The sequence below is a fragment of the Janthinobacterium kochi genome (genome assembly GCF_051380715.1).
Taxonomy (GTDB): domain Bacteria; phylum Pseudomonadota; class Gammaproteobacteria; order Burkholderiales; family Burkholderiaceae_D; genus Janthinobacterium.
Genome location: NZ_JBNYXO010000006.1, coordinates 335,254 through 359,908 on the forward strand (window position 1 = coordinate 335,254; position 24,655 = coordinate 359,908).

The window sequence follows — 24,655 nt, forward strand, 5'->3', positions numbered from 1 at the left end:
CGCCAGCGCATGCCCCAGCAAACACCGAAAAAAATTCTTCTCCTGAGCGTCTCGGCCGGCGCCGGCCACCTGCGCGCGGCGCAAGCCATCGAGGCGTATGCGGTGCGCGATGACGGCGCCGGTTCCGCTGCGCTGGCCCGTCATCTGGATGTGATGGACTTTGTCACGCCCGCATTTCGCAAGCTGTACACGGATTTTTACATCAAGCTGGTCAACAAGGCGCCCGCGCTGTGGGGCTATCTGTACCATGCCAGCCACGATGCACCGCGCGACAGCTCGATGCAGCGCCTGCGCCGTGGCATCGAGCGCCTCAACACGCGCGCGCTGATGGCGCAGATCGCCGCCTTCCAGCCCGACGCCATCATCTGCACGCATTTCCTGCCGGCCGAACTGCTGTCGCGCGCACTGCGCCAGGGACAGCTGGCCTGCCCCGTCTGGGTACAGGTCACCGACTTCGATTTGCACCGCATGTGGGTGCAAGAACGGATGCAGGGCTACTTCGTCGCCACCGACGAGGTGGCGTTCCGCATGCGCCACGAAGGCATCCCCGCCGACCGCATCCACGTGACGGGCATCCCCATCATGCCCGCGTTCGCGCAGGCGCCCGATCGGGTACACAGCGCGCAGGCGTTTGGCCTGGACCCGCAGCGTACGACGATCCTGCTGATGGGTGGAGGGGCGGGACTGGGCAGCCTTGATACCGTCGCCGCGCGCCTGCTGGCGCTGGACGGCGACTTCCAGCTGATCGTGCTGGCGGGAAAAAACGCCGTCGCGCTGGCGGCGCTGCAGGATCTGGCCGGCCAGTATCCGGGCCGCTTGCTGGCGCAAGGCTTTACCGGCGAAGTCGAGCGACTGATGGCGTGCGCCGACCTGGTGATCACCAAGCCGGGCGGGCTGACCACCTCGGAATGCCTGGCCATGGGCTTGCCCATGATCGTCAATGCGCCGATTCCCGGCCAGGAGGAGCGCAATGCCGACTATCTGCTGGAGCAAGGCGTGGCCCTGAAGGCATTCGATGGCGTGACCCTCGAATACCGCGTGCGCCATTTGCTCGACCATCCGCAGCAGTTGCAATCCATGCGCGCAAAAGCGCTGGCGCTGGGCCGTCCGCGCGCCGCCTGCGACGTGCTGGCGCTGGTGCTGGACGACGGCCGCGCTGGCGCCGTTCTTCAATAACAAGGAAGCCATGATGTTGCATGCAGTACTACTGACAATTGCCCTTGGGCTGGCCGCCGCGCCGGCCTGGGCACAACTATCGTCGCCACGCCATCCGGACTGGGCGACGCCGCTGCCGCAGGTGTCGAACCTGCACCAGGTCACGCCCGTCCTGTACCGCAGCGCCAGGCTTGACAGCGCCGACGTGGCCCAGCTGCAGGCGCTGGGCGTGAAGACGGTGATCAGCCTGCGCTCCTTCCACTCCGATACGCAAGTTCTGGAAGGCAGCGGCATTCGCGCCATCCGCATTCCCATCAATACCTGGGCCATCGGCGACCGGCATGTGATAGCGACCATGCGTGCCATCCGCGCCGCCGGGCAGGATGGGCCCGTGCTGCTGCACTGCCTGCACGGCGCCGACCGCACGGGCATGATGGCCGCCATGTACCGCATGCTGTACCAGGGCTGGCCGCGCGAGAAGGCGATCGATGAGCTGAAAAATGGCGGTTATGGCTACCACGCCGTGTGGAAAAACATCGAACGCTATCTGTCGCGCGTGAATCTCGACGCGATGCGCGCGCGCATCGACGCGCCGCAGCCCTGATCCCCGCCGCCGCCCCACTTCAGGCATGATTGCGATTCCAATCACGTTTTTCCGGAATCCGCATGGAACACCACAGCTTTCTCATCAACATACTGTTTTACCTGGTGGCGGCCATCATCATGGTGCCGCTGGCCAAGCGCCTGGGCATGGGCGCCGTGCTGGGCTACCTGGTGGCTGGCGTCGTCATCGGACCGTGGGGCCTGGGCCTGATCAAGAATGTCGAGGTGATCCTCAACTTTTCCGAATTCGGCGTGGTGCTGCTGTTGTTTTTGATCGGCCTGGAGCTCGAACCCAAACGATTGTGGCTGCTGCGCCGTCCCATTTTCGGCTGGGGCGGGGCGCAGGTGGGCGTCGTCAGCGCGGGGCTGTGCGCCGTGGCCATGGCGTTCGGCGTGGATTGGCGCACGGCGCTGGTGGGCGCTCTGGGCCTATCGCTGTCGTCGACGGCCATCGTGCTGGCCACCCTGGGCGAACGAAAACTGATGAGCACGCCGGCCGGTTCCGCCGGCTTTTCCATTTTGCTGTTCCAGGATATCGCCGCCATTCCCATGATCGCGCTGGTGCCGCTGCTGGGCGGGCTGGTCACGCATAGCGGTGAACCGGGCTGGCTGCGCGTGGCCAAGCTGGCCGCCGTGCTGGCGGCGCTGGTGATCGGCGGGCGCTTTCTCGTCAACCCCGTCCTGCGCTTCATTGCCAAAACCGACTTGCGAGAAATCTTCACGGCCTTTGCCCTGCTGCTGGTGATTGCCATCTGCGTGCTGATGGAATCGGTGGGCCTGTCGATGGCGCTGGGGACCTTCATGGCGGGCGTGCTGCTGGCCGATTCGGAATACCGGCACGAGCTGATTAGCGACCTGGAGCCGTTCAAGGGGCTACTCTTGGGCCTGTTCTTCATCGCCGTGGGCATGTCCGTCGATTTCGGCGTGCTGCGCGCCCAGCCCTTGCTGATCCTGGCCCTGGTGGCGGGCCTGCTGGCGGTGAAAATCGCCTTGCTATACCTGCTGTCGAAGTTTGTCGACATTCCCCGCAGCCAGCAGCTGTTTTTTGCGCTGCTGCTGTCGCAGGGCGGCGAATTCGCCTTCGTCGTGTTTGCCGCCGCCGAGGCCGCGCATGTCTTTGCGCCGCAGACGGCAGCGCTGCTGGTCGTGGTGGTGACCCTGTCGATGGTGGCCACGCCCTTGCTGCTGCTGTTGCACGACAAATTCGTCGCGCCGCGCCTGCAAGGCGAAAAGAAGCGCCGCCCCGACGATCATATCGAGGCGCAGGACAATCCCATCGTCATCGCCGGCTTTGGCCGTTTCGGCCAGATCATCGGCCGCCTGCTGGCGGCGAACAAGATCGGCGTGACGGTGCTCGATCACGACCCGGACCAGATCGAGCTGCTGCGCAAGTTCGGTTTCAAGGTGTTTTATGGCGACGCCACGCGCGTGGATTTGCTGGTGGCGGCCGGCATCGAGAAGGCCAGGGCGCTGGTGATCGCCATCGACAACGTGGACGACAGCCTGGCCCTGGTCGACGCCGTGCGCCTGCGCCTGCCCGCACTGACGATACTGGCGCGCGCGCGCAACGTCACGCATTACTATGAATTGATGAAGCGCGGCGTGACCCTGATCGAGCGCGAGACCTTCGCCGCAGCCTTGCTGCTGGGCGAGCAGACCTTGCAGCAGGTGGGATTCAGCGCGGAGCGGGCGCAGCGCGCGGCCGGCATCTTTGGCCGGCATAACCTCAAAACTTTGCTGGAAGTGGCGCCGCACTTCCAGGACCAGCAAAAAGTCATGTCGCTCACGCGCCAGGCGCGCGAGGAGCTGGAAGACATGTTCGAGAGCGATGCGGCGGCGTTTGCAGCGGCAGAAGCGGAAACTCCGGGGTCAGACCCTCAACACCGCTAAGGCAGAGGCTTGCGCTAACGTGTGTGGGGGTCTGACCCCAGCCTTTGCTTTTGGGGCTACTTCCCCCGCTTCGCTTCGATCGCCTCGATCTGGTCCATGATGCCGTTCATGCGCGCCACCAGCGCCTGGTACGGTTTCGGTGACGCCAGGTCGACGCCGGCCGCCTTCACCAGGTCATACGGGTAGGCCGAGCCGCCCGCGCCGAGCATCTTCAGGTAGGCGGCCAGGGCGCCCGGTTCCTTGTCGAGGATGCGCTGCGCGAAATCCTGCGCTGCCGCGATCGAGGTGGCGTACTGGAACACATAGAAGCCGTGATAAAAATGCGGCACGTAGGCCCATTCCAGCGCGTAGGCGGGATCGATGCGCATGACGCCCTGCGCTTCGCCGTGGTAGCGCTTGAGGATGTCGGCATAGATGGCCGTCATCTGCTCGCCCGTCAGCGACACGCCCTGGTCCACCTTGCCGTGGATGGCCGCCTCGAATTCGGCGAACATGGCCTGGCGGAAGAAGGTGCCGCGCAGGTTTTCCAGCGCCGCGCCCAGGTAAAGCAGGCGCTCGTCGTCATCCCCGGCCTGTTTCAGGCGCGCGTCGAGCAGCAGCGCCTCGTTGGTCGTCGAAGCGATTTCCGCGACAAAGATGCTGTACGGCGCATAGATCGATGGCTGCGCCTTGTTGGCCAGCACCGAGTGCATGGCGTGGCCCCATTCGTGCGTCAGGGTGCTGACGGCTTCGTAATTGTCCGTGTAGTTGAGCAGCACGAACGGGTGCACCTCATACGCGTCGCCATTCATGTAGGCGCCCGCCACCTTGCGCGGGCGCGGATACACATCCATCCAGCGCGCCTCCACGGCGGCAGTGAGTGCCTTGACGTAGTCGGGGCCCAGCGGCGCGACGGAGGCGAGCATCATCTGCTTGCCGTCGGCCAGCGGGAACGTGCGGTCGCTTTTCAGCAGCGGCGCATAAATGTCGTAGTACGCGAGGTCCTTGATGCCCAGCATGCGCGCGCGTAGCTTGAAGTAGCGGTGCAAGGTGGGCAGGTTGGCATTGGTTTGCGCGATCAGGGTTTGGTAGACGGCCGGCGGCAAGTTGTCCGAGTCGAGCGCCGCGCTTTGCGAGTCGGCATAGCGGCGCACCTTCGCATACGCGGCGTCCGTCTTCAACTGGCCATACAGGGTTTCGCCGAAGGTGCGTTCATATTCCTTCCACTTGCCGAAGAAGGCATCGAATACCAGCTTGCGGTCGGCGCGCTGATCGTCGTCCCGGTACTTCGTGTACGCCGCCTGGTCGAGTCGCACTTGCGTGCCATCCGACAATTTGACGGTCGGCCACGGGATTTCCGCATTGGCCAGGGTACGGTAGACGCTGGCGGCAGAACCCGTCGCCAGGCCGAATTGCGCCACCAGCTGTTCACCGGCCGCGTCGAGCGTATGCGGCGCGCTGCGCAGCATGTTGCTCAATTGAAAGCGATACAGCTGCAAGCCTTTGTCTTTTGCCAGCATGGCATCAATGCGCTTGCTGCCCAGGGCCAGGATTTCCGGCTGCAAGAAGGTGCTCGCCTGGGTAAATTCATTGCCCAGCAGGGCGGCGCGCTGGTTCAGCTGGTTGCCCTTGCTGTCGCCCGTATCCTGGTCGTAGTACTGCGCCGCATAGGTATAGAGCGTGTTGACGCGCTTGCGTGCATCGGCGTACAGGTCCAGGCAGCCTTTCAGGCGGGCCGGCGAGGCTTTCAGCTGCCCCTTGCAGGCGCCCAGCTGCTGCAGCTGGGACGACAGCTTTTTTGCGTCGGCGTCGAACGCGGCATCGTCTTGATACAGCGCCGTCAGGTCCCAGCGGTCGGCTTGCCGGTCGCCCGGCGTGGGAGCAGGCGCAGCGAAGGCGCTGGAGAGGGCAAAGCCGAGGGCCAGCAGTGTCAGTACGGGGCGTTTGCGCGCGGTGGTCGGCATACAGTGTCCATTCATGGGCTGGTTGCAAGGGACGCCGGCACGGGCGTGGCGGCAGACAACGAGCTTACTGCAGCAGGGGGATGAAGGAAAGCACTTCAGGACGGCAGGGGAGACAGCGGGGAAGACTGGCTCCCCCGCGTATTACAGGATTACTGTTTCTTGCCCAGCAAATCGAGCAGGATCGACGTTTCCGCCGTGATCGCCGCCTTGATGGTCGGCTGGTACTCGGGCGCCCATTGCGGCGAGTGCGGGCCCGCCAGCGGTTTGCCGCTGGCCTTGGCGGCGGCCAGCTTGCCTGGCTCCACCGCGCCGATATGCAGCAGCACCGCTTTCACGCCGGCCTGGCCGTAGTTGGCGAAGTCTTCCGACGTCATCTTGGCGGGCATTTCCGTCACGTTGGCCGCGCCCAGCGATTTTTGCAAGGTCGACACCATGCGCAGGGTCAGGTCCGGGTCGTTGTAGACGGCGTCCGTGCCGGGACGAATTTCCACCAGCGGCTCTTTCGGCGCGCCAGCGGCAAACGCCTCGCCCTTGACTTCGCGCGCGATGCTGGCCAGCACGCGCTTGCGCACGGCATCCTTGAAGGTGCGCACCGTCAGCTGCATGGTGACCTGGTCGGGCACGATGTTGGCCTGGGTGCCGCCATGGATGCTGCCCACCGTGATGACGACGGGGTCCATCGGATTGTTTTCGCGCGAGACCAGCGTTTGCAGGGCCAGCACGATGCGCGCGGCCATCACGACGGGGTCGCGCGTGTCGTGCGGCGCGGCGCCGTGGCCACCCTGGCCATACACGGTGATGCTGATGGTGTCGGCGGCGGCGCGGAAGTAGCCGGCATGGTAGCCGACCGTGCCCGATGGCAGCGTGGCTTCATCGTGGAACGACAGCGCGTAGTCCGGTTTCGGGAAGCGCGTAAACAAGCCGTCCTTCAGCATGGCGGCCGCCCCCAGCAGCGGCTCCTCGGCCGGCTGGCCCACCAGCATCAGGGTGCCGCTCCATTGCTGGCGGTTGTCGGCCATCAGCTTGGCGCTGCCATACCAGGCCGACATGTGCACGTCGTGGCCGCAGGCATGCATCACCGGCACGCTTTCGCCGGCCGCGTTTTTTGTCACCGCGCTGCTGGCAAACGGCAGGCCGGTTTTTTCCAGCACGGGCAGGGCGTCGATTTCCGTGCGCAGCATGACGACGGGGCCGGGGCCGTTGCGCAGGATGGCGACGACGCCCGTGCCGCCGACGCCGGTGGTCACGTCAAAACCGAGCGCCTTGACCTTCTCGGCCAGCTTCTTTGCCGTCTCGACTTCCTGGAACGCCAGTTCCGGGTGGCGGTGCAGGTCCAGGTACAGGCTTTCCACGGCGGGATAGTTGGCGTTCAGTTGCGCCGCGATGGCCGGCGGCAGGGCCGCGCCGTGGGCGCTGCCGGCATAGGCGAGGGTGGCGGCGAGGGTGATTTGTTTCAGGGGTAATGCGGAAAATTTCATAGATTTCTTTGAGAGACAGGCGGGCGGACACGCGCGGCGCGCCTGTAGTTGCGGAGGAGATTTTTAACTTAACAGAAACATTTCTCAAAATCAATAAACCAGCTACATATATTTCAACAATGTATAATCTGCAATATAAAAAATTCCATATGGAATTAAAAATATCCTCAATGCACTTTTTTAGAGAAAAGACACCATGGGCTTTATCGCAAATATCAAGATCGGCAAGCGCCTGAGCATCGGCTTTGTCCTGATCCTGGCAATGACCGTTCTGATCGCTACTGTGGGCGTGTGGCGCCTGAATGAAGTGGCGACGTCCACGCGCGCCATGATGGCCGAACCGCTGACCAAGGAACGCCTGATTACCGACTGGTATGGCTTGAACTTTGCCTCGATCCGCCGCACGGCCGCCATCGTCAAGAGCAGCGACCCGGCGCTGGGACCGTATTTCAAGGAAGACTCGGCCGCCTCGGTGAAGAAGGCGGCCGAATTGCTCAAGCAGATCGAACCGCTGGTCGCGGGCGAGCAGGAAAAAGCCCTGTTCGCCAAGATCCTGGAACAGCGCAAGGTGTACAGCGCCTCGCGCGATGGCGCCGTCAAGGCCAAGGCCGATGGCGACGTGGAAGGCGCGGCGAAAATCCTCGACACCGCGTTCACCCCGGCCGCCAAGGTCTACCAGGATTTGCTGCAGGAGCTGGTGACTTTGCAGCGCGAAAGCATCGATGCGACGGCCAAGCAGATCGATGCCTCCGCCGTGCATGACACCACCGTCATCAGCCTGCTGACCCTGTTTGCGGTGGCGTTCGGCGTGTTGTGCTCGTGGCTGCTGACGACGGGCATCACGCGTCCGCTGCGCCAGGCGCTGGCGCTGGCCGAAACGGTGGCCGCCGGCGACCTGACGCAGACCGTCGCCACGACTGCGAAGGATGAAATGGGGGCGCTGCTGACGGCCCTGGGCAATATGAACAACAACCTGGTGGGCATCGTCAGCCAGGTGCGCAGCGGCACGGACAGCATCGCCACGGCATCGTCGGAAATCGCCGCCGGCAACCTGGACCTGTCCTCGCGCACGGAACAGCAGGCCGGTTCGCTGGAAGAAACGGCCTCGTCGATGGAAGAATTGACCAGCACCGTCAAGCAGAATGCCGACAATGCGCGCCAGGCCAACCAGCTGGCCATCACGGCGGCCGGCATCGCCAGCCGCGGCGGCTCGGTGGTGGCGGAAGTGGTGGCGACCATGGGCTCGATCAACGAGTCGTCGCGCAAGATCGTCGACATCATCAGCGTGATCGACGGCATCGCCTTCCAGACGAATATCCTGGCGCTCAATGCGGCCGTGGAAGCGGCGCGGGCCGGCGAGCAGGGGCGCGGTTTTGCGGTCGTGGCCGGCGAAGTGCGCAACCTGGCGCAGCGTTCGGCAGCAGCGGCCAAGGAAATCAAGGGCTTGATCGACGATTCCGTCAGCAAGGTGGGCGTGGGCGCCAAGCTGGTCGACCAGGCTGGCGCGACGATGGATGAAGTGGTCTCCAGCGTCAAGCGTGTGACCGATATCATCGGCGAGATTTCCAGTGCCAGCCAGGAGCAGACGCACGGCATCGAGCAAGTCAACCAGGCCATTACGCAGATGGACCAGGTGACCCAGCAAAATGCGGCGCTGGTGGAAGAGGCGGCGGCCGCCGCCGGTTCGCTGCAAGAGCAGGCGCACGGTCTGGCGCAAGTGGTCAGCGTATTCAAGTTGCGTGAACAGCCAGGCTTGCTGCGCCGTCCGGCGCCACAGCCGGCAGCGGCGCGCCCTGCGCCGGCGGCGCCGCGCGCACGCGTTGCCGTCCGCAGCGCTGCCGTGCCGCCAAGGAAGCTGGCGCCAGCCAAGGCGGCAGCCGGCGATGACTGGGAAGAGTTTTAAGCGGCAGTAGAGTAGTGCCGGCGCCATCGCCCGGATGGCGCCGTGCCGTTCGTCACGCTTTTCGACCGTTCGCATGGCACCTTGTGCCGTTCGTGTGGCGCCGCTGGCGGGACCGGCGGTGCGCCGATAGGCTGGGGACTTCTTTCCTGGAGCCCCGCCATGCTATCGCTCAAAGCGCTCGATAAAACCTACGACAACGGCGTTCACGCCATCAATAACGTCAGCCTGGAGATTCCCGCCGGCCTGTTTGGCCTGCTCGGGCCGAATGGCGCCGGCAAGTCCTCGCTGATGCGCACCATCGCCACCTTGCAGGATCCCGACAGCGGCAGCATGCAGTTCAATGGCATCGATGTCGCCAGCGACAAGGCGGCGCTGCGGCGCCAGCTCGGCTACCTGCCGCAGGATTTCGGCATCTATCCCAGGGTCAGCGCGGTCGAACTGCTCAATCACTTTGCCATCTTGAAGGGACTGCATCAGCGGGGCGAGCGCCGCGAGGCGGTCGAGGCGCTGTTGCAGCTGACCAATCTGTGGGAGGCGCGCAAGCGCGCCGTCGCCAGCTATTCGGGCGGCATGCGCCAGCGCTTCGGCATCGCCCAGGCGCTGCTGGGCGCGCCGCGCCTGGTGATCGTCGACGAACCGACCGCCGGCCTGGACCCCGATGAGCGCCAGCGCTTCCTGAACCTGCTGGCGCGCATCGGCGAAAACGTGGTGGTGATCCTGTCGACCCACATCGTCGAAGACGTGACCAATCTGTGCCCCCGCATGGCCATGATCGCCAAGGGGCGCGTGCTGATCGACGGTGCGCCGCAGGCGGCGATCGCCACCTTGCAGGACCGCGTCTGGCGCCGCAGCGTCAGCGATGCCGAACTGGCGCAGTACCAGCGGCACTGCACGGTGCTGTCGAGCCGCCTGGTGGCGGGCCGCACGCAGATCAATGTCTATGCAGACAGCCAGCCCGATGACGGCTTCCGCCGCGTCGAACCGGATCTGGAAGACGTCTACTTCCTGCAACTGCGGGCTGCCTGAGGAGAACACCATGTGGCAGGAATTTTTTCGCTTCGATTTGCGCTATCAGTTGCGCCAGCCCTTGCTTTGGCTGATGACGCTGCCCCTGATGGTCGGCGCCTTTTTGACGGCCGGCAGCCCGACCTTCCGCCTGGGCGGCGGCATCGGCAATGTGCACTTGAACGCGCCGGCGGTGATCGCCAACCAGCTTGGTGTGCTGAGCATGCTCGCCATGTTCCTGGTGGCCGTGTTTATTGCCGGCGCCGTGCTGCGCGACAGCGACGCCGGCATCGCCGACCTGCTGTACGCCACGCCGATGCGCAAGCGCGACTACCTGGGCGGGCGTTTCCTGGCTGGCCTGGCGGCCTGCCTGCTGGTATTCGTGCTGGTGGTGCTGGCGATGATGCTCGGTTCGCTGACGTCCGCCGCCGACCCCGAGCGGCTCAACCCCGTCACGCCGCTGCCCTATCTGTGGAGCTTTGCCGTTTTTATCGTGCCCAATGTGCTGTTTGTCGCCGCGCTGCTGATGCTGCTGGCCGTGGCCGGGCGCTCGATGCTGCTCGTGTACGTGGGCGTGCTGGCGTTTTTCGTGCTGTGGGCGGCCTCCGGTCTGCTGGCCGGGCGTCCGGCGCTGGCCATGGCGGCAGCCCTGCTGGACCCGTTCGGCGTGCGCGCCCTGGCGCTTGCCACGCGCTACTTCACCAGCGCGGAAATGAATACGGCGCTGCCGCCGCTGGCCGGCCTGCTGCTGGCCAACCGCCTGCTGTGGAGCGTGCTCTCGCTGGCGTTGCTGGCGGCGACGATCTGGCTGTTCAAGCCGCAGCGCGCCGGCGCCGCCCGCAGCTGGTTCAGGCGCGCCGTCCGCGCGCAGCCAGCACCCGCCGCCATCTCCGCTGCCGTCGGCGTAGCCGGCTCCGCGCTGCGCCCCGTCACGCCGCGCTTTGGCATGGCAACGGCATGGCGGCAGTTCTGGCATGTGCTGCGTTTTGACGCCATGGGCGTGCTGAAAAGCGTGCCTTTCCTCGTCATGCTGCTGCTGGCGCTGGGCAACTTCATCGCTAATGTCAGCGTCGGCGGCTCGCGCTTTGACAGCGTGCCGTATCCGCTGACGCGCCTGATGCTGGTCGAACTGGCCGACAGCCTGAACTTCGTGCTGGCCATCGTCGTCATGTTCTACAGCGGCGAACTGGTATGGCGCGACCGGCAGGCGAAGATCGCCGATCTGACCGATGCCTTGCCCGTGCCGGGCTGGCTGCCGCTGCTGGCCAAGTGCGGCGCCCTGGTCAGCGTGGTGGCCGTGTTCCTGGGCACCGGCGTGCTGGCCGCGCTGGCGGTGCAGCTGTTCAAGGGCGGCGTGCGCCCGGAACCGCTGCTGTATCTGCAAGGGATCTTGATGAACGCCGCCTGGTTCGTGCTGATGGCGCTGGCCATGCTGGCGCTGCAGGTATTGGTCAACCAGAAGTATGTCGCGTATGCGCTCTCGCTGTTGCTGGTGATGCTCAAGCCGCTGCTGGTCGCGCTGGGCTGCACGCATCCGCTGTACCGCTTTGCGTCGCTGCCGGAACTGGTGTACTCGGACCTGAATGGTTATGGTGGCCTGCTGGCCGGCTGGCTGTGGTTCGCGCTGTACTGGGCGCTGGGCGCGGTGGCGCTGCTGCTGGTGGCGCAGGCTTTTCGCCCGCCGGGCCGCGCCGCCCACTGGCGCGTGCGCTGGTCGCAGGGCGTGCGGCGCCTGCGCGGCGCCAGCGGCTGGGCCTTGGCCTTGAGCCTGGCCGGCTTTGCCGCCAGCGGCAGTTGGATCGCCTACAACATGCACGTGCTGAACCGGTATCAGTCCGGCGCACAGCTGCTCGATGCGCGCGCCGACCATGAACGGCGTTATCGCCAATATCTCGCGCTGCCGCAGCCCGGCATCACGGCCATTGCGGCCAATGTCGACCTGTATCCGGCGCAGCGCAGCGTGGCGATACGCGGCCGCTATCGCCTGAAGAACCGTGGTGCGACGCCTCTGCACACGCTGTACCTGCAGATGGATACGGCTGCCCGGACCACCTGGCCGACATTGCCCGCGCACCGCGTGCTGGTCGATGATGCGCGCCATGGCGTGCGCATCGTCGAACTGGCGCAGGCGCTGGCGCCGGGCGCGACGTTCGATGTCGAGTTTCTCGTCAGCGTGCGCCAACAGGGCTTTACGGCCAGCGGCCAGCTCGAGGGCGTGCAGCACAACGGCAGTTATTTCACCATCGAGCAGTATTTCCCGCACCTGGGTTACAACGCTGCGCAGGACATCACGGACAGCGGCGAGCGGCGTCAGCGTGGCCTGGGCGCGCCGCATGGCATGCCCAAGCTCGACGACCCGCAGGCGCGCTACAGCAATTACTGGAAGCAGTGGGGCATCGATGGCGACCTGGTCGACTTCCAGACCACCATCTCCACCAGTGCGGACCAGGTGGCGCTCGCCCCGGGCACGCTGGTGGGCAGCTGGCAGCAGGGCGGGCGCCGTTATTTCAGCTACCGCATGGCGCAGCCGGCGCTGCCGTTCTTTGCCTTCCAGTCCGGTCGCTGGCAGGTGCGGCGCGCGCAGTGGCAGGATGTGGCGATCGAGGTGTATCACGACGCGCAGCACGCGTGGAATACCGGCAGCATGGTCGCCGGCGCGCAGCAGGCGCTCGCCTACAATACGGCGCACTTCGGCCCCTACCCGCAGCGGCACTTGCGCATCGTCGAGTTCCCGCTGTACCAGCAGTACGCGCGCAGTTTTCCGGGATTGATTCCGTTTTCGGAGTCGCTGGGCTTTGTCAGCGACCTGCGCGATCCCGATGGCGTCGACCATGTGTTCTATGTCACCGCGCATGAAGTGGCGCACCAGTGGTGGGGCGACCAGCTCATCGCCGCCAACGTGCAGGGCAGCGGGATGCTGACCGAATCGCTGGCGGAATATTCGGCGCTGATGGCGGTGGAGCAGCGCTACGGCGCCGACAAGGTGCGGCGCATCCTGCGCTTCGACCTCGACGCCTACCTCGCCGGCCGGGGCCGCGAACAGGGCCGGGAGCTGCCCCTGTTCCGCAGCGAGGGCCAGGCGTATATCGAGTACCGCAAAGGCAGCCTGGTGTTTTACCGCTTGCGCGCCGTAATCGGCGAGGCGGCATTGAACCGCGCCCTGAAAGCCTTCCTGGCGCAGCATCGCTATCGCAGCTCGCCCTATGCGACCAGCCGCGACCTGCTGTCCTTTATCCGTGCCGAAACGCCGGCGGCGCAGCAGCAGTTGGTCACCGATTTGTTCGAACACATCGTCCTGTACGACAACCGCCTGGCCGGCGCCAGTGCGCTGCGCCGCGCCGATGGCCGCTGGGACGTGACCTTGCAAGTGCAGCTGGCCAAGCTGGAAGCCGACGGCAAGGGACGCGAGACGCCGCGCGCCTATGATGAACCGGTCGAACTGGCGGTGTATGCCGAGGGCACGCCACAGCGCCTGCTGTATCGCGGCAAGCACCGGCAGCCCGACGGGGTCTCGTCAGTGACGGTGACGGTCGATGCACCACCGGGCGACGCGGTGCTGGACCCGGAGCAGCTGCTGATCGAACGCAATGCGCTGGATAACCGCCGCCGCGTGCAGCTTACAGGCGGTTGAGCTGCCTGAAGACGATGGCGCGTCGGCGCGACATGCCCACGCGCAGGCCCCCTTGCAGAGTGAGCGTCATGCCGCCCGCGGGTGCTGGCGCGATGCCCGTCACGCTGGCGAGGTTGACGATGCGGCTGCGGCTGACGCGCATGAATTTCCCCGCGTCCAGCCGCGCTTCGAGCTGCACCAGTGAGCGCAGCAGCAGCGGACGGTGGCTATCGAAATACACGCGCGTGTAATTGCCTTCCGATTCGAACAGCGCGATCTCGTCCAGTGCGACGAACCAGCAGCGCTCGCCGTCCTTGATGAATACCTTGCCATCGGCGGGTGCCACCCCGGCTTCCTGGGGGGCGGGCCGGCGCTTCTCGAGCGCTTGCGCCAGGCGTGGCGGATCGATGGGTTTGAGCAGGTAATCGAGGGCGCTGACGTCAAAGGCGCGCAGCGCATAGCGGTCGTAGGCCGTGGTGAAGATCACGGCCGGCGCTTGCGCGAGCGCCCCCAGCAGATCGAAGCCGCTGCCATCGGGCATGTGCACGTCGAGGAAAATCAGGTCCGGCGCCAGCGCCGCGATCTGCTGCAAGCCTTCCTGCACATTGGCCGCTTCGCCGACCACGCTGACCCATGGATGCTCGAGCAGCAGGCGGCGCAATTCGTCGCGCGCCAGCCGTTCATCGTCGATGATCATCACGCGCATGTATTCTCCCAAGGTAGTGTGACGGTGGCGACGACCCAGCCGTCCTGTTCGGCCAGGCGGCAACTGGCGCCTGCGCCAAACAGCAGATGCAGGCGCTGGCCCGCATTGGCCAGGCCCACGCGCGTCGAGCCGCTATCGGCTGCCAGCTTGCCCTGGTTTGCCACCCGCAGCAGCACGTTGCCATCGACTCGGCGCGCCTCGATGCGCACGGCGCAGGGGCCGGTGCTGCGTTCGACGCCATGCTTGATGGCGTTTTCGACCAGCGTTTGCAACAGCATCGGCGGCAGCGCCACGGCGTCGAGGCCGGGGGCGATATCCTGGCTCAGTTGCAGCCGCTCTTCAAAGCGCAGCTTTTCCATGCCGAGATAGGCTTGCAGTGCAGCCAGTTCGGCATCGAGCCGCACCGTCTCCGACAAACCCGTCTGCAGATTGTGGCGCATCATGGCGGCCAGCTGGTTCATGGCGCGCGCCGCCGCCTGCACGTCCTGGAACATCAGCGCGCGGATGCTGTTCATGCTGTTGAAGAAAAAGTGGGGATTGACTTGCGCCTGCAAGGCGCGCAGTTCAGCGTCCTTGACATGGATTTCCAGCTGCAGCTTGTCGAACGCCAGCTGCGTGGCGTGGCGGCGCGACAGCGCCAAGGCGTACAGCAGCGTCCACAGCGCGAACACGATGAACCAGAGCACGGTCAGGATCGCCAGCGTGGCCGGCAATGCGGCGCGGTCCTGCAGCAAGGCGCCGTTGCGGAACAGCAGCTCGGCCAGCAGCACGGCACCCGTTTGCAGTACGCTGAGCAGCAGCAGGCCGGCGGCGATGCGCGCCAGCGGCAATTTGTCTTGCTGGCCTTTGATCCAGCCATGGCGCCGCAGGTGGTTGCGCCAGCCGTGCGACAGTCCCAGGCCCGTCAGCGCGCAGAAGACCTTGGCGACGGAGAACCACAACACATAGGCGTCCGGCCCGCCGCCCCAGGAGGCGTACACGCCCAGCGCAGCGAGGGCACCCCAGCCTGCGCCCTGCGCGATCCAGTAGTCGCGCAGGGCGCGCACGGTCAGCCTTGTTGCAGGGTAATGGTCGCGCCAAACGTCGTCGGCGTCGAGCACGGTTCTTCGTCAAAGGCGATGTCGCCCATGGGGTTGGCCATGCCGTCCGCCTTCAAATCCTTGAAGCCGAACAGTTTCGGGTCCATCAAATGCGATGGCGCCACGTTCGACAGCGCCGAGAAGATGCTTTCCACGCGGCCGGGGAATTTCTTGTCCCATTCGCGCATCAGGCCCTTGATCTGCTTGCGCTGCAGGTTTTCCTGCGAACCGCACAGGTCGCACGGGATGATGGGGAAGCCCTTGACTTCCGCATAGCGCTGCGTGTCTTCTTCCTTCACATATGCCATCGGGCGGATGACGATGTGCTTGCCGTCGTCCGACTGCAGCTTGGCCGGCATGCCTTTGAGTTTGCCGCCGAAGAACATATTCAGGAAGAACGTTTCCAGGATGTCATCGCGGTGGTGGCCGAGGGCGATCTTGTTGGCGCCCAGCTCGTCGGCCACGCGGTACAGGATGCCGCGGCGCAGGCGCGAGCATAGCGAGCAGGTGGTCTTGCCTTCCGGGATCAGGCGCTTGACGATGCTGTAGGTATCCTGGTTTTCAATGTGGAAGGCCACGCCCAGTTCCGTCAGGTAGGCGGGCAGGATTTCCGGCGGGAAGTTCGGCTGTTTCTGGTCCAGGTTGACGGCGACGATGTCGAAATGAATCGGTGCGCGTTCGCGCAAGGTCATCAGGATATCCAGCAGCGCGTAGCTATCCTTGCCGCCGGACAGGCACACCATCACCTTGTCGCCGTCTTCGATCATATTGAAGTCGCCGATGGCTTGCCCCACCAGGCGGCACAAGCGCTTGTGCAGCTTGTTGTTTTCCAGGGCGATCTTTTCCGCCTTCTTGCGCGCCAGTTTCTGCGCTTCCACATTGGCCGGGAATTCCACGGCCGTCGTCGTCGTTTCCAGCACTGCGTTGTTGTTCATGTTGCTCATGCTTCATCCTTGATCTTGAATACTTCCACGCCCACGCCTTCGCAGTCGGGATACACGTCCGGTTTCATGCTCGACACGCGTGCGGCGCGCACGCGCGGGTGCGCCAGCATGGCGGCGAGCACGTCGTCGACCAGGCTTTCTTGCAGCTGCACATGGCCTTGCGCCATGCGTTTGGCGATGGTTTCGCGCATGAAGTCATAGTCGACCACTTCTTCCAGCTGGTCATCCTTGGGCGTCGACAGGGCCAGGGGAATGTACAGGTCGACGTTGATGAGGACGCGCTGCTCGCCCTTTTTCTCGAAGTCGTAGACGCCGATGTTGATGAGGACTTCGTAATTGCGCAGAAACAGGCGGCGGCAATCGGCCAGGCGAGGGTGAGACAGGGCGGACGACATAGTTTTACCTTTTAGGGGATGCTGGAATGCTGGTTGTTTGGCAGGGCTGCTGATTATTTGGTCAAAAACATGACGTCGCGCGGCAAACCGATCAAATGCTGGCCGCCATCGACCAGCAGGGTCGTGCCCGTCAGCGCGCGCGCGCCGGCCACGTAACAGACGCAGTCGGCCACATCCTCGGGCGTGCTGGAGCGCCCCAACGGCGTGTTTTCATGCGCCTTGGCAAAGTTCGCTTCCGTCTGCTCGCCGGAGACCATGGTGATGCCGGGGGCAATGCCCACCACGCGCACTTTCGGCGCCAGCGCCTGGGCCAGCATGGTGGTCGCCGACAGCAGCGCCGCCTTGGACAGGGTGTACGACAAAAAATCAGGATTGAGATTGTACAGTTTTTGGTCCAGCAAGTTGATGACCACGGCTTGGTCGCCTGCCGGGGTGGCCTGGTACAGCGCCTGCGCCAGCAGGATGGGGGCGGCCAGGTTGGCGTGCATGTGGGCGTCGAGCGCGGCGACGGAAAAATCGCCGGCATTGTCGTATTCAAACAACGATGCGTTGTTGACCACACAAGTGATGGCGCCCAGTGCCGCCTGTGCCTGCGGCAACAGCTGGCGCACGGCGTCTTCCTGCGCCAGGTCGCAGGGGAACGCTTGCGCGCGGCGCCCCAGCGCGGCGATTTCCGCCACCAGGCTGAGCGCTTCATCGCGCGAGTGGCGGTAATGGACGGCGATATCCCAGCCGTCGCGCGCCAGGCCCAGCGCGATGGCGCGGCCGATGCGGCGCGCCGCGCCCGTGACGAGGGCGACCCGGGCAGTGCTGTCGAATGGCGTTGTCGTTGCTTCTGTCATGTCTTTGCTATGGTTGAGATATTCGGTGGATGCCACACTGGCGGCATGCGCCGCCGATTCGCTACAATGCGGATATGTCTCTTCCCGCACCCGATAGCGACGCGCTGGCCGCGTCCCATGCCTTGCAGCACCAGATTGCCGCCGAAATCGCGCGCAATGACGGCGCCATTCCCTTTGTCCGCTTCATGGAACTGGCGCTGTATGCGCCTGACCTCGGCTATTACAGCGGCGGCGCCGCCAAGCTGGGCAAAGATGGCGATTTTACAACCGCGCCGGAGATTTCCCCCCTGTTCGGTGCCACGCTGGCCCATGTGGCAGCCGCTATTATGGCGCAAACGGCCCCACGCATCCTCGAATTCGGCGCCGGCACGGGCAAGCTGGCCTGCGATATCCTGACGGAAGCGGCCAGCGCCGGCATCCCTGTGGAACAGTATGCAATCGTCGAATTGTCCGGCGAATTGCGCGCGCGCCAGGAGCTGGCGCTGGCTGGCTTCCCGCAAGTGGTGTGGCTCGACGGCTTTCCCGACAGTTTCGAAGGCGCCGTGTTCGGCAATGAAGTGCTGGACGCCATGCCCGTCAATCTGATCAGCAAGACGCCCGCCGGTTGGTGCGAACTCGATGTCAGCATTGCCGACGGCCAGTTCGTGTTTGTCGAACGTCCGGCCGGCGCCGACGTGGCCGCGCAGATCGCCGCCCAGGTGCCTGAAGCCGATGCCTTGCCGGTTGGCTATGTCAGCGAAATCCACGGCGTGGCCTGCGGCTTCATGCGCTCGCTGGCGCGCATGCTGACCAATGGCAAGGGCGGCGCGGCCGTGCTGTTCGATTATGGCTTCCCTGCGCACGAGTATTACCTGGACTTGCGCGCCACGGGCACCCTGATGTGCCATTACCGCCACCACGCCCATGCGGAACCGTTTTATCTGCCCGGCTTGCAAGATATCACGGCCCACGTCGACTTCACGGCCATGGCGGTGGCGGCTCAGGATGCCGGCCTCGATGTGCTCGCGTACATGAATCAGGCGTCTTTCCTGCTGGGCGCTGGCATCGGCGACTTGCTGCTGCGCACCGATCCTGAGCAAGTCAAAACGTACTTGCCGCAGGCCAGCGCCGTGCAAAAGCTGGTGTCGCCCGCCGAGATGGGGGAATTGTTCAAGGTGCTGGCCGTGGGGCACTGCGTGGCGTTGCCGGAAGCCCTGTTGTCCGCTGACCGCAGTCATCGCTTGTAAGCGCTGCAATATCAAGGCAGGGCAGTCTCGCCCTGCAATTTCCTGTCCGCCGGTGGTTATTATCTTGTCATATCGTTTATGATGACCGACACAGCACGGTTCCATCCTGCAAGAACCCGTCGCCGCGCACCGATTTCAAGATAGAACGATGGGAAAGATACATACACACTATGACAACCTGAAGGTGGCGCGCCTGGCGCCGCAGGAAGTCATACGTGCCGCGTACAAAGCCCTCAGCCAGAAATACCACCCGGACAAGAATCCCGGCGATGAAAAGGCCGCCCGCATCATGGCGATCCTCAACAGCGCCTATGGCACCTTGTCCGATCCACAACGCCGCAGGGAACACGACGAGTGGATCGCTGCCGAGGAGTGGGAAATCGAATGGCTGGAAAGCACCCACCAGGAAGAAGGCAAGAGCCGCGATGGCCGCGCGAAAGGCCATGCCCAGTCGCATGAGCACACATGGGCGCAGGATGTGCCGCCACCAAAGGGCAAGCCGCGACGCGGCCTGCAGCCCGTCTGGCGCAACTGGCGCTGGTGGCTGAGCCTGCTTGTCTGCCTGCTGCTGGGCTGGCTGGGCGCCTTGCTGATGCTCGATACGTCCCAGCCCATGCCGGCCGCGCTGGCATCGGCCTGGAGCGGGCTGGCCCGCGATGGCGCCAAGCCCCATGCGCCGACGGCCACGCCAGCGGCCATTGCCGCACCGCCGCCATCGAAAGACGAGGCCGTGGCCGTCGACAGCTGGGCGGTGGGCAAGCCGTATGCACCGGAACCCCAGGAAGCGAAGACGCCCGAGATCCGCGTGCTGGCCGTTTCCCAGTTGAGCCTGAAAGCCATCCAGCCCGCCTGCGATGCCGCAGTCAAGGCAGAGTCCGCATCGCTGGTGGCGCCGAATGGCGAAGCTTGGCCAGTGCATTCCGGCTATGTCGATGGCTTCCCGATCGGAAACAAGGGCGAGGAGCTGGCCGTCAGCATCGACAACAGCAACAATGCCGCGCCCGTGTTCGTCAAATTGTATGACACGGAGCGGCGCGCGAACGTGCGCTACCTGTACATCCTCGCTAACGACAAGCTGCTGGTGGAACAGCTCAGCGCAGGCAAGTATGAAGTGCGCTACCAGGCAGTCGGGCCTGGCCAGGACAATTGTGGTGGCACCACGCGCGGCGGTAGCTCTGCGCCGGCGCCGGCGCCGGCCGCTGGCGAAGGAGGTACGCAGAATCCTGTTGTAAGCGGCATCTAATCTGATTATGCTTGACATGCCTCAACGCAGCGTCCACATCGAACTTATCCATTAGGAGTATTCATGACCGACCTCAAAGCCGATGCAGATGATAACTGGCTGCTCGACGAGGATGAGCCGGTGGCCAGTCCTGCCGGGTTGGCCGCGCCTGACCAGCGCCTGTGGCGTGTCTTGATCGTCGATGATGATGTGGATGTGCATGCGGTCACGCGGCTGGCGCTGCGCAATGTCAGTTTCAAGGGGCGCGAACTGGAACTGTTCTCCGCCTACAGCGGCCGCGAAGCGTATGACATCCTGCGCGACACGCCCGATATCGCACTGGTGCTGCTCGACGTGGTGATGGAAACGGATGACGCCGGCCTGATTCTGGCCAAGCGCATCCGCGCCGACCTGAACAACTCCATCGTGCGCGTCGTGCTGCGCACGGGCCAGCCGGGCCAGGCACCCGAGCAGCGCGTCATCATCGAATACGACATCAACGATTACAAGGCCAAGACGGAACTGACGACGCAAAAGCTGTTTACCACCGTCATCTCGGCCTTGCGCGCCTACGAGAGCCTGATGATGCTCGAGCGCAGCCGCATCGGCCTGGGCAAGATCCTCGCCGGCGCCACCAATCTGTACCAGATCCATTCCTTGCGCGAATTCGCTTCCGGCGTACTGAACCAGGTCAGCGCCATCCTCGACGTGGGCGCCGACGGTGTGCTGTGTCTGATGCAGGGCGGCGCCGGGCGGGCCGAGGTGGTCGCCGCCACGGGCAGCTATGCCATGCTGGCCGAGTCGGAAGCCCTGCCGGCCGACCATGCGCTCACCCCCACCATCGCCAAGGCGTTTGCGGAAAAGCGCAGCCAGTTCGAGCATCCGGCGAATGTGCTGTTCATCCACACGGAAGGCAACCGTGAGCTGGCCATCTCCGTCACGCCGCCGTGGCCGCTGGCGCAGATCCAGCGTGACTTGCTGGAAGTATTTTGCCAGCGCATCGCTGCCGCCTTCGACAATCTGTACATGTTCGGCCAGCTGCGCAAGGCGCAGGAAGCGACCGTGGTGGCGCTGGCCGACCTGGCCGAGTTCCGCGACAGCGACACGGGCGGCCATGTGCGGCGGGTGCAGCAATTGTCCGACGCCATCGCCCGCCGCATGCAGCAGCGCGGCGTGTACCCGGACGAGCTGACACCGCAGCTGCTCGACATGATCGGCCTGGCCAGCATCCTGCACGACGTGGGCAAGGTGGCTACGCCGGACGCCGTGCTGCTCAAACCGGGCAAGCATACGGACGAGGAGCGGACGCAGATGCAGCGGCATGCCAGCGTCGGGCGCACCATTCTCGAGCGGGCCGCCAACATGGTCGACGGCGTCAGCTACCTGACGTATGGTGCGCAGATCGCCGGCGGCCACCACGAGCATTTCGATGGCGCCGGCTATCCGAACGGCCTGACGGGGCGCGATATTCCCGTGGCCGCGCGCATCGTTGCCGTGGTCGACGTCTTCGATGCCTTGCTGCACGAGCGGCCCTACAAGGAGCCGTGGCCGTATCTGCAGGTGCGCGAATACATCGAACAGCGTAGCGGCAGCCAGTTCGATCCGGAAGTGGTGACGGCGCTGCTGGACCTGATCGACCACGAGCCGCAACTGTGGCATCCGGAGCGCGCCAGCGCTTGAGTTATAACTTCCTTGCCAGCTTCCCTGGCGTTTTTCTGCACGACACCATTCCCTTGCGCGCGGCGCCGTCATATACTCGGCTGCCTCATGCTGGTCGGCGCCACGCACCAGTGTGGCGCGCCGCAGAGTTTTCGGACATTACGACATGAAAGAACTCAAGGGCCTTAGCGCACTGATCATCGAGCCGCATCCCGGTATGCGCGCCAGCCTGCACAATATGCTCAACCTGTGCGGCCTGGCGAAGATCGATGACGCGGCCAGCTCTGGCCAGGCGATCCGCATGCTGGGCAGCAAATCGTATGATTTGATCCTGTGCGAATACGATCTCGACGGCGGGCAGGATGGCCAGCAGATGCTGGAAGACTTGCGCCACCACAAATTAATGCACGCGTCGACCATGTTTTTCATGGTGACGGGCGAGGGCAGCTTCGCCAAGGTGGTCAGCGCTGTCGAGCTGTTGCCTACCGATTACATTCTCAAGCCATTTACCGCTGACAATATGTTGGAGCGCATCGGCCGTGCGCTGGACAAGCGCAATGCCTTCGTGCCCGTGTATGAACTGATCGACGTGGGCAACGAGCGCGCGGCGATCGCCGCCTGCGCCGAGGGTGCCAGCCTGTATCCCCGATACGCGACCGATTTCCTGCGCCTGCGCGCCGAATTGCATTTGCTGCTGGGCGAGGCAGTCGACGCTGAGCCGATTTACGCAGCCCTGTACGACGCCAAGGCCATCGGCTGGGCGCGCCTGGGGCAGGCCAAGACGCAGTTCCTGCTGGGCGAATACGCAGCGGCACAAGGCACGCTGGAAGGGCTACTGGAAAACAATAAGCGTTTTCTCGACGCGTATGACTGGCTGGCGCGCACGCATCTGGCGCAAGGCAAGCCGGAACTGGCGCAGGCCGCCCTGAGCGAGGCGGTGGCCCTGTCGCCGCACGCCGTGCGCCGCTTGCGCCGCCTGGGCGAAGCGGCCCTGGCGGCTGACGATATCGAGATGGCGGAAAAAGCCCTGAAGCTGGTGGTCAGCAAGGCCAAGTATTCGGAATTCCGCGACCCGGAAGACCATGTGCGCCTGGTGCAGACCCTGGTGCGCAAGGGCGATCCCTTGCAGGTGGGCGCCGTGATCCGAGACCTCGACAAGTCGATGGGCGGGCAAAAAAATGCGCAATTGTGCAGCGCCCTGTGCAGCGCCATGCTGCATGCGCATACGGGCAACGAGGAACGCTTGCAGCAGTCGCTCGACGCGGCCCTGGCTGCCAACCGCCACAGCGTGGGCGGCTCGAACATGCTCAAGACGGAACTGGCGCGCCATTGCTTGGCACATGGGCGTGAAGACGGCGCGGCCGAGGTGATGCGCGAAGTCATGCGCAATGCGCCCGACAGCGCGGCCATGACGCGCGCCATGGCCGTGTTCGAGAAGGCGGGGCGCGAGGAGCTGGCAAAGGCGCTGGCGCGGCAAAGCCGCCAGGAAGTGGCCGACATGGTGGCGGCAGGTGCCGCCAAGGCGGGAGAAGGCGATTTCCGCGGCGCCGTCGATCTGATGGGGGAAGCCGTCACGCGCTTGCCCGACAATCCGCAAGTGGTGTTCAATGCGGCCGTGGCGGTACTGAAATGTCTGGAACATGAAGGCTGGGATGAGCGCATGGGTCAGCAGGCGCTGACGTTTATTGCCGGAGTGCGCCGCCTGGACCCGCGCAACCCCAAATTGCCCGTGCTATCGGGCCTGCATCAGCAGTTGTTGCGTAAATATAAGCCCCTTGGCAACTCCTGGATGCATCCGCCTGACGCCCGATAAACAGGCAAAATGCGGGGCGAATGACGGGAAAATGCGGCTTGCCGGCAGGGGCGATAAAAAAAATGCGAAAAAAGACGACTTTTTCGCGCCAACCCTTGCACATTCTCAAATCGGGAGCTTATAATCACGCCCCGAAGCAGCCAACTTCTTCTTTATACGCAAATGCAGCAGTCAGGCATCAGTAAATAAGGTTGACAGTTGTGAGTAGATGCTTCATACTCTGCGGTTCCCGCGGAGGGGTGGCCGAGTGGTTAAAGGCGACAGACTGTAAATCTGTTCTCTATGAGTACGCTGGTTCGAATCCAGCCCCCTCCACCAAGTTTTTGCAAGGAAAACTGGGTAGTAGCAAGTAAGTGAAGATAAGTGAACGATACCTCGCGGGTGTAGCTCAATGGTAGAGCAGAAGCCTTCCAAGCTTACGACGAGGGTTCGATTCCCTTCACCCGCTCCAGTTTCCGTTCAGATGCTTGATGCATCGCATGCAACAAATTACAGCCCTTGTAGCTCAGTGGTAGAGCACTCCCTTGGTAAGGGAGAGGCCACGTGTTCGATCCACGTCAAGGGCACCAGAATTCGCAGCAGGCAGCACAGAAGCAATTCAAACCAGACCGTCGGGCGTGTGCCTGAGCAATCTAATCAAATCATTAGGAGTTCAAAATGGCAAAAGGTAAATTCGAACGGACCAAGCCGCACGTCAACGTCGGCACCATCGGCCACGTCGACCACGGTAAAACCACGCTGACCGCTGCAATCGCAACGGTTCTGTCGAAGAAATTCGGCGGCGAAGCTAAAGCATACGACCAGATCGATGCAGCACCAGAAGAAAAAGCGCGCGGTATCACGATTAACACCGCTCACGTCGAGTACGAAACGGCATCGCGTCACTACGCGCACGTTGACTGCCCAGGCCACGCCGATTACATCAAAAACATGATTACCGGTGCTGCGCAGATGGACGGCGCGATCCTGGTATGCTCCGCAGCTGACGGCCCAATGCCACAGACCCGCGAACACATCCTGCTGGCCCGCCAAGTTGGCGTTCCATACATCATCGTGTTCCTGAATAAGTGCGACCTGGTCGACGACGCAGAGCTGCTGGAACTGGTTGAAATGGAAGTGCGCGAGCTGTTGTCGAAATATGAGTTCCCAGGCGACGACGTGCCTATCATCAAAGGTTCGGCA

18 protein-coding genes and 3 tRNA genes are annotated in these 24,655 nt (G+C 64.1%); 14 read left to right on the top strand and 7 right to left on the bottom strand.

From position 1 onward, the window contains the following. The first annotated feature begins 9 nt into the window (after window positions 1–9). The 3 genes from ACQ4WL_RS16265 (at window position 10) to kefC (ending at window position 3,648) form a co-directional block, all read left to right on the top strand. Window positions 10–1,176: an MGDG synthase family glycosyltransferase gene (locus tag ACQ4WL_RS16265; RefSeq protein ID WP_436510673.1), complete on the top strand. Its 1,167-nt coding sequence runs from the start codon at window positions 10–12 to the stop codon at window positions 1,174–1,176. Window positions 1,177–1,186: 10 nt separating this feature from the next. Then, a complete protein-coding gene (locus ACQ4WL_RS16270; protein ID WP_436510674.1) occupies window positions 1,187–1,759 on the top strand; it encodes a dual specificity protein phosphatase family protein in 573 nt (190 codons plus the stop codon). A 62-nt stretch (window positions 1,760–1,821) separates the two neighbouring features. Then, window positions 1,822–3,648 carry a glutathione-regulated potassium-efflux system protein KefC gene (gene kefC, locus ACQ4WL_RS16275; protein WP_436510675.1) on the top strand — a complete coding sequence of 609 codons (1,827 nt, stop codon included), beginning with the start codon at window positions 1,822–1,824 and terminating at the stop codon, window positions 3,646–3,648. A 56-nt stretch (window positions 3,649–3,704) separates the two neighbouring features. On the opposite strand, the gene pepF is transcribed toward kefC, so the two are convergent. Next, window positions 3,705–5,591 (bottom strand): oligoendopeptidase F, encoded by a 1,887-nt coding sequence (gene pepF, locus ACQ4WL_RS16280; protein WP_436510676.1) that lies wholly within the window; start codon window positions 5,589–5,591, stop codon window positions 3,705–3,707. 149 nt (window positions 5,592–5,740) lie between these two features. Next, the gene (locus tag ACQ4WL_RS16285) at window positions 5,741–7,069 is read right to left on the bottom strand and encodes an amidohydrolase (RefSeq protein WP_436510677.1); all 1,329 of its coding nucleotides are present in this window, start codon (window positions 7,067–7,069) and stop codon (window positions 5,741–5,743) included. Window positions 7,070–7,265: 196 nt separating this feature from the next. Between ACQ4WL_RS16285 and ACQ4WL_RS16290 the strand changes: the two genes are divergently transcribed. The 3 genes from ACQ4WL_RS16290 to ACQ4WL_RS16300 all read left to right on the top strand — a co-directional run bounded on the left by ACQ4WL_RS16290 (window position 7,266) and on the right by ACQ4WL_RS16300 (window position 13,608). Continuing rightward, the gene (locus ACQ4WL_RS16290; protein ID WP_436510678.1) at window positions 7,266–8,972 is read left to right on the top strand and encodes a methyl-accepting chemotaxis protein; all 1,707 of its coding nucleotides are present in this window, start codon (window positions 7,266–7,268) and stop codon (window positions 8,970–8,972) included. A 159-nt stretch (window positions 8,973–9,131) separates the two neighbouring features. Next, complete coding sequence (locus ACQ4WL_RS16295; RefSeq protein ID WP_436510679.1) at window positions 9,132–9,998, top strand: ABC transporter ATP-binding protein; 867 nt, start codon at window positions 9,132–9,134, stop codon at window positions 9,996–9,998. Window positions 9,999–10,008: 10 nt separating this feature from the next. After that, window positions 10,009–13,608 (top strand): ABC transporter permease/M1 family aminopeptidase, encoded by a 3,600-nt coding sequence (locus ACQ4WL_RS16300; protein WP_436510680.1) that lies wholly within the window; start codon window positions 10,009–10,011, stop codon window positions 13,606–13,608. Here ACQ4WL_RS16300 and ACQ4WL_RS16305 read toward each other — a convergent pair. Genes ACQ4WL_RS16305 through ACQ4WL_RS16325 form a run of 5 tightly spaced genes read right to left on the bottom strand, consistent with a single transcriptional unit; the run spans window position 13,595 to window position 17,553 of the window. Beyond that, on the bottom strand, window positions 13,595–14,293 hold the full coding sequence (locus ACQ4WL_RS16305) for a LytR/AlgR family response regulator transcription factor (protein WP_436510681.1): 699 nt from the start codon (window positions 14,291–14,293) through the stop codon (window positions 13,595–13,597). The genes ACQ4WL_RS16300 and ACQ4WL_RS16305 overlap by 14 nt on opposite strands. Continuing rightward, entirely contained in the window at window positions 14,284–15,393 is a 1,110-nt protein-coding gene (locus tag ACQ4WL_RS16310) for a sensor histidine kinase (protein WP_436510682.1), read from the bottom strand. Before ACQ4WL_RS16310 ends, ACQ4WL_RS16305 begins: the two co-directional genes overlap by 10 nt. Next, window positions 15,342–16,307, bottom strand: a complete 966-nt coding sequence (gene ttcA, locus ACQ4WL_RS16315) for a tRNA 2-thiocytidine(32) synthetase TtcA (protein WP_436510698.1) — start codon at window positions 16,305–16,307, stop codon at window positions 15,342–15,344. Before ttcA ends, ACQ4WL_RS16310 begins: the two co-directional genes overlap by 52 nt. Before the next feature lie 5 nt (window positions 16,308–16,312). Continuing rightward, complete coding sequence (locus ACQ4WL_RS16320; protein ID WP_046682033.1) at window positions 16,313–16,711, bottom strand: dihydroneopterin aldolase; 399 nt, start codon at window positions 16,709–16,711, stop codon at window positions 16,313–16,315. A gap of 53 nt (window positions 16,712–16,764) precedes the next feature. Continuing rightward, the gene (locus ACQ4WL_RS16325) at window positions 16,765–17,553 is read right to left on the bottom strand and encodes an SDR family oxidoreductase (RefSeq protein ID WP_436510683.1); all 789 of its coding nucleotides are present in this window, start codon (window positions 17,551–17,553) and stop codon (window positions 16,765–16,767) included. Window positions 17,554–17,627: 74 nt separating this feature from the next. On the opposite strand from ACQ4WL_RS16325, the gene ACQ4WL_RS16330 reads away from it, so the two are divergent. The 8 genes from ACQ4WL_RS16330 to ACQ4WL_RS16365 all read left to right on the top strand — a co-directional run. Continuing rightward, on the top strand, window positions 17,628–18,779 hold the full coding sequence (locus ACQ4WL_RS16330) for a class I SAM-dependent methyltransferase (protein ID WP_436510684.1): 1,152 nt from the start codon (window positions 17,628–17,630) through the stop codon (window positions 18,777–18,779). Window positions 18,780–18,927: 148 nt separating this feature from the next. Next, entirely contained in the window at window positions 18,928–20,022 is a 1,095-nt protein-coding gene (locus ACQ4WL_RS16335) for a J domain-containing protein (RefSeq protein WP_436510685.1), read from the top strand. Window positions 20,023–20,085: 63 nt separating this feature from the next. Beyond that, window positions 20,086–21,681 carry a DUF3369 domain-containing protein gene (locus ACQ4WL_RS16340; protein ID WP_436510686.1) on the top strand — a complete coding sequence of 532 codons (1,596 nt, stop codon included), beginning with the start codon at window positions 20,086–20,088 and terminating at the stop codon, window positions 21,679–21,681. Between the two features lie 145 nt (window positions 21,682–21,826). Next, complete coding sequence (locus ACQ4WL_RS16345; RefSeq protein WP_436510687.1) at window positions 21,827–23,473, top strand: response regulator; 1,647 nt, start codon at window positions 21,827–21,829, stop codon at window positions 23,471–23,473. Between the two features lie 233 nt (window positions 23,474–23,706). Further along, window positions 23,707–23,791 (top strand) — tRNA-Tyr (locus tag ACQ4WL_RS16350). A gap of 59 nt (window positions 23,792–23,850) precedes the next feature. Then, a tRNA-Gly gene (locus tag ACQ4WL_RS16355) sits at window positions 23,851–23,924 on the top strand. Between the two features lie 43 nt (window positions 23,925–23,967). Then, window positions 23,968–24,042: transfer RNA gene (locus ACQ4WL_RS16360), tRNA-Thr, on the top strand. An 88-nt stretch (window positions 24,043–24,130) separates the two neighbouring features. Then, window positions 24,131–24,655, top strand: a 525-nt coding sequence (locus ACQ4WL_RS16365) for a GTP-binding protein (protein WP_436510688.1), incomplete at its 3' end; no start/stop codon positions are given.